3 protein-coding genes are annotated in these 6,197 nt (G+C 60.0%); 1 reads left to right on the plus strand and 2 read right to left on the minus strand.

Annotation, left to right across the window (positions count from 1 at the left end):
* Window positions 1–53: 53 nt before the first annotated feature.
* Complete coding sequence (locus ACPYOP_RS22390) at window positions 54–2,636, minus strand: mechanosensitive ion channel family protein (RefSeq protein ID WP_481412488.1); 2,583 nt, start codon at window positions 2,634–2,636, stop codon at window positions 54–56.
* 384 nt (window positions 2,637–3,020) lie between these two features.
* Complete coding sequence (locus ACPYOP_RS22395) at window positions 3,021–4,436, minus strand: FAD/NAD(P)-binding protein (protein WP_481412484.1); 1,416 nt, start codon at window positions 4,434–4,436, stop codon at window positions 3,021–3,023.
* 712 nt (window positions 4,437–5,148) lie between these two features.
* Between ACPYOP_RS22395 and ACPYOP_RS22400 the strand changes: the two genes are divergently transcribed.
* Window positions 5,149–6,197: acyl-CoA dehydrogenase family protein (locus ACPYOP_RS22400; protein WP_481412485.1), on the plus strand; the 1,049-nt coding region annotated here is incomplete at its 3' end.

Genomic DNA, 6,197 nt, shown 5'->3' on the forward strand with positions numbered 1-6,197 from the left:
CAGCCCTGCCCGCCGAGATGCGGTATGAGCCCGGCCGGAACCTGCTGCCCGGCTCACTCCGCTGCGGTTCTGCCTCGGCGACGACCGGCACCCTTTACCTCGGAAGCACTCTCCTCGGGCGGCGAAGCAAGACTTTCTGCCGCATCGGCCTCGGGGCCATCGGCGGAATCCGTCAATACGCTGGCCGCAACATTCCCGTGCCGCTCTCTCCTGCCGTCGCGAACGATATGCAGCTCCTGATGTGGAAAGGGAATAGCAATCCCCTCTTCCTTGAACCGCTTCAGGATCTCGATGCGCAGATTGTTGCGGACCTCCATGCCGTCGGAAAGATCCGAGAGGTAGAAGCGCATCTCGAAATCCAGAGATGACGGGCCGAAGCGCAGGAACTCCACATGCGGCTCTGGATTTCTGAGAACCTTCGGGATCGCCCGCACCAGTTCCAGCAGAATATCCATGACCTTGCGCGGGTCGGCATCATAGCTGACGGATACCGGAATTTCCGAGCGGCCGAGCCGGTTGCGATGCGTCCAGTTGCCGAGCGAAGCGTTGATGAGCTCGGAATTCGGCACGATGATCGACTGCTTGCGGAAGGTCTCGATCTCGGTCGCGCGCACCGAGATGCGCTTGACGATGCCCTCCGAAGTGCCCGACACGATCCAGTCGCCGACCTTGAATGGCCGTTCGACCAGAAGGATCAGGCCGGACACGAAATTCGACACGATATTCTGCAGGCCGAAACCGATACCGACCGAAAGGGCGCTGGCGACGAGCGCGAGGCTGGACAAATCGATACCGGCGGCGGAAATGGCAAAGATGGCCGCCAAGGCTATACCGAGATAGCCGATACCGGTCCTCACGGAGTTGCGGACGCCGAGATCCACCTGCCCGCGCGCCATGACATTGCTGTCGAGCCAGCGCTGGAACCAGCGCGTGACCAGATAGCCGCCGGCAAACAGCAGAATACCGATAAAGATGCCGAGCAACGAGATCGACATGTTGCCGATCTTGATCTCGGTAAACAGCCGATAGGTGAAGACCTCCAGATCCTGAATATGGAAGCCCCAGGACAAAAGAATCAGCGGAATGCCCGTCAGCAGCGCGACGGCATAGGTCGCAAGCCCGGCGGCAAGGCCAGCCTGATCGAGGGCCACTTCGCGAAGTTGCAGACGATTTTCCAGAAAGCGGCCGATGATCGTTTCGGCAAAGACGCCCTGTTTCGACACGGCCTTGCCGAGCTGGAAGCCGAGATACATGGTCGCAATGACGGCACTCGTCACGATCATCTGCGTTGCCATGAAGCGTGCGAGACCGACATAGCCGATGAACGAGATGAAGATCACCAATATGCCGAGAACGCGAAGAATGATGGCCATGCCGTGCGGCCAGTGCCTCCCCGGCGCATCCGGGTCGCCGTTCTTGGCCAGCATTGGCGAGCCGAACGAGGCGGCAATCAGAATGAGGCCGATCAGCAGCGCCGCCAGGAAGCTCTTTGCCACGGTGACGACGACGGGCGAGCCCATGGACTCGCTGATGCGGTCGAAGACGTAATCCAATCCATTGACCACGGCCATCGCCTGCAGGCACCAGGTCAGCGAATGCGCACCCTTGTTCGACAGTTTGACGAGGCGCCAGTGCGGCCGGAAGGGCGCGAAGACGGCATTGCTCAGGCGGCCGACGAAATAGACAAGCCCGATGAAACCGAAGACCGCCGCCAATATCGGGGCGATATCCGGCCGCAGCACATTGAAATTCGAAAGGAAGAAGAAGGACGTGACGAGAAATGCCGCCAGCGACAGCGTGCGGATCAGGGTCGACCAGAAGGCGACGGAGAGCCGGCTGATATAGGCCGGATTCTCGATGGCCTCGTCCTGCACGTAATAGCGGCGGAACAGCCTGTAGCCACCGGCGAGGAATAGCAGTGCTGCGCCGATCGACAGACAAACGGCGGCCAGGAGCGAGGCGAGCTTGGCTTTCAGCACGAAGCCGATCCAGCTCGTGACGGCGCCGCTGAATTTGATGCCCTCATCGACGAGAGCCGCGCCCGCATCGTCGAATGTCGCACCGGAAATCTCCGTCCGCTTGAACAATGTCTCGGCGAACAGCCTTCGGCGCATCTCCATAAGCCGCATGGAAAGCCGATTGGTCTCTGCGGTCAGATTGTCGGCATCGAGGATCATGGCGCTGATCTGCGCACGCTCGGCATTGAGCCGCTCGCGCTCCTGCGCGACGATCGGTGCCTCCGGCGGCTGGCCCTCCTTGGGGGCGGCGCCCAGCTGGGTCAGGCGCGTATCGATCTCGGCGGTACGGGGCTTCAGGCGCGTGGAAATTGCAGCGACGGAGCGATTGAGATCGTCGACACGGCCCGACAGCGCCACCAGCGTCTCGTCGTCGGCTCCCGGTTGCTTTGCGCCGTCCTGAAGGGTGTCGTATGCCTTCTTTGCCTTGTTGAGATCGGTAACGGCCGCATCCAGCAACCCATTTGCAAGCTGCGTGGGCTGTTGCTGGTCCGCTTGCTGCGGCTGCTGGGCCGGCTGTTGATCCTGCGCAAAGGCATAGCCGCCGGCCAGCGGAAGGGTGGCAGTAACGGTTCCCAATCCCAACAGCAAAAGGGGCAGCAGAAAAAGACGGTATTTCAGCGGGCGCAAGCAAAGCTCCTCGTCGCACATAATTCGCAGGCAGCGGATGACCGAAATCGCCGAAGAAAATCGAGAACCGAGTCGTCCTATAGTGTGATTGCGAATTTCATAGTCTTTACGCGTACGCCTTGTAAGACAAAGAAAGGCGACACAAAGGCATTCCACGCCTTTATCCGGTTCTGAATCGTGCCGGAAGCCGGATATCGCCCGCCTCGTCTTAAAGACGACGTACCGGACTGCTCATGCCTGCCGGGAAATAGGCCAGAGGGAAGCCTTGGCAATGGGTCGTCCAATGCCGTCTGCTTCAGAATATCAGGATAAAAGCCACGCCTTCTACAGGCCGGGATCAACGCACCGAATTGTTTAAGTCAGGCCCGAGAAACCCTAGCCGGCCTTGCACTGCGGATGAAAACGCTCCGCCATGTTTTCGGCTGCGGCATAGGCCTGCGTCACGATCTCCGGCACCAGATCGATATCGGGGAGACTTCCGAGCCCCAGCGGACCGATGGCAAAGAGCCCTTCCGTCGTGCGGCCATTGACCTCCAGCGCACCGCTCGCCTCGACGGCCAGACCGAGGCCGAGTTCGTCGGGCACCGCAAGGCCCGTGTCAATGAGGCTGCGCAGCAGCGGCGCATTCAGATCGGGGGCCTGGCATCGACAGTCGATCACGTCATCGGCGTAGAGCTGTTCCGGTTCCGATCGGCCCGCGGGCCTCAAAACCATCCCGGTCGGCGTCCGCCGGATGAAATGACCTCGCTGCAACACGGTATTCCCCTCGGCCAGTTCCTGCTTCAGGCGAACATGCAGGGCTTCGGGCAACCGGTTGCGATGGCTGTCGTAGAGCGCCCGCAGATGACGGTTGAACTGTTGCTTCTGGCCGGCGGGCAAGGATCGCCAGAGCGACCGCGCATGCTTGCGCAAGCCATTCATAACAGACTGCCAGCTTTGGCCGCTCGTCTCCGCCTCCTCGCAGGCCTGACGGATAAAGCGAACGATCTCGCTGAGATTGCCAGGCATTTTATCGGCGGGGAATACCGGATCGGCATTGTTGCGCGTGTGGCTTTGCGGCAGGAAGCCCCGCCTTGAAACGATGGTGATCTGCCCGGTATAGCCATTGTCGCGCATCTGCAGCAGCCGGTCGACGACACGCAGGCCGCTGCCAAGCAGGATCGTATGCGGGCGCGACACCAGGCGCCGCGCCCGCACGGTCGTCGGGACATTCACGAGATCGCTGGCCTGCGATTCCTGATCTGTGATGCCGTAGCCGGTCGCCACCACCACCATGTCGAACGGCGCATTGACGGCTCCGTCGCTTTCCACCACGAAGCGGCCGCCGCGAACGCGGCGAAGCCCGAAGACCATCTCGCTGCTGACCTGCACCGTAACATCGCGACGCGACGAGAAAGCCTCGGAAAAGCGCTGATAGACGTAGTCGCTGAAAATGCTCTTCGGCACGAAGATCTGCAGAAAGCCGGGTATGGCGGCAGGAACGGCACTGCGGAACGGCGCATTGCCGCAAAGCCATTGATTGAAATCATCGGGATCGCCCGCGGAGACCGAAAGATCGCGAACGCGGCTGTTGAGAATCTCGCTGCTATGCCCCGAGGCGAGCGCCTGACCGCCGCTGACGCTGGAATTGGGGTCGAAAAGCTGCAGATGGAACGGAAAACGCACTGTCTTCATCAGGGCGATCGCCATCATCATGCCGGAAAAGCCGCGGCCGATAACGGCAATGCGCGGCATCGCATACGCCTGTGCCGCCGCGTTCGTCCTGGCGGAAAAAAATCCCTGAACCGTCATATCAACTCCTGGGGCGAGAGGTGGTCGATCATGCCTTTCTTGGGGCTTGCTCACTTTACGGGCCCAGAAACTCAAACTCCGATATCTGGTGCTCGACAGCCGAAGTACAGTGGCTGACAAAACGCACGGAAGCCGCTTCGGTTCTCAAAACTCGGCGCATGCTTTCAATCCGGATTTCCCTTCCGCTGAAAGATGCGACAGACAGGTCCAACTCTGATTCGACACCAGATGCCTGCAATCGGCTGCCATCTATTGCTTCTCGGAAGCCATCAGGCAGCAGGATTATTGTCATTGTCTACTTATTTAGTCGTATATGAAAGCGCGAAAATGCGCCGCTAGCAAGCGCTTTCTTGTCCTGACAGGATTAGGCTACCGATGCTGCAACGCGAAAGCGCCGCGTGACTGGCCGACTCTTTGTGAATGACGACCATTTCCATCGGCGGAAAGGGAGAGCATTTCATAGATCTAAAGCTCGCATGCGGTGCCGCTTTCGATATGGACAGGCGGAAGGTGAGAAGCCGCGAAGCTCGCTGCCGCAGCAACCGCATATCGGCCGGCTCGCTTACAATTTCTCGATTTGACGCCTATCATGTCAGAGGATGTGGCACGAACAACGGAAGAAAATCCGTTGCGGCCACCTCGACGAAATTTGGATCCCAGCGATTTGCCGCGCCTGAAAAGAACGAGCCTGGCGCCGGCTGAGGAGTGGTGAATGGGGACTGTTTCGCAGCTGCACGAACGCGTCAGGCCACCAGCGCATCGCATTCAAAGCGAAGAGGAAGCGCTCGACATCGCCCGCTCACTCGCGGCTGCCTTCGCGCAGCAGGCAAGCGATCGCGATATCAACCGCATCCTGCCCTATGACGAGATCGAAGCCCTGTCCTTGTCAGGCCTACTCGGCATTTCAGTGCCTTCGGAGCACGGCGGCATCGACATTTCAAACTGCGTTCTTGCTGAGGTTATCGCCATACTGGCGCAGGCCGATCCCTCCATCGCGCAGATATTACAGACGCATTTTCATGTGCTGGAGGCCGTTAGAATCGCCGGCGGCGAGGAGCAGCGGGCATCCCTCTTCGACCGAGCTATTGCAGGCGATCGCTTCGGCAGCGTCTTCTCCCAACCCGAGACCGGCGGGACGGATCAGGATGCCCTGCATCTGGCACCGGATGGCCTCGGCTTTCGCCTCAACGGCCGGAGCCTGCCTTCCGCAAGCATTCTGTTTTCAGACTGGATCGCCCTGTTCGTCCCGGACAAACGCAAGGGGTTGATGGCGGCCATCGTACCAAGAAATACTGAGGGCATTCAGATCATCGACGACTGGGACGGCTTTGGTCAGCGAACCTCCGGAAACGGCACGACCATACTGCATGATGTTTATCTCAACGCCGATGCCCTGCTCGCGCAGCATGAGAAGCTTACGGAGCCCACGGTGATCGACTGCGTGAACCAGCTCACCCATGCCGGCATCAATCTCGGCATCGCCCGATCCGCTCTGGCGGCAACCATGGAGTTCGTGCGGACCAATCCGCAACTATCGACGGATAACGGCTCTAAGCCGGCCGTGGACGATCCGCTGTTGGTGACAAGGATCGGCGAAATTGCCATTCGGATTGAAGCCGCGACGGCGATCGTGGAGCGCGCGGGCAGCAAGATCGACGCGGCACAGATCAATCTCACAGAGGATCATGTCATCGATGCCGCGCTTTCCGTTGCGGCGGCGCAGGCGATTACGGCTGACATCGCCATGGAAGCATCCAATAC

It is taken from the genome of Rhizobium sp. KNZ2-6A (genome assembly GCF_056755475.1).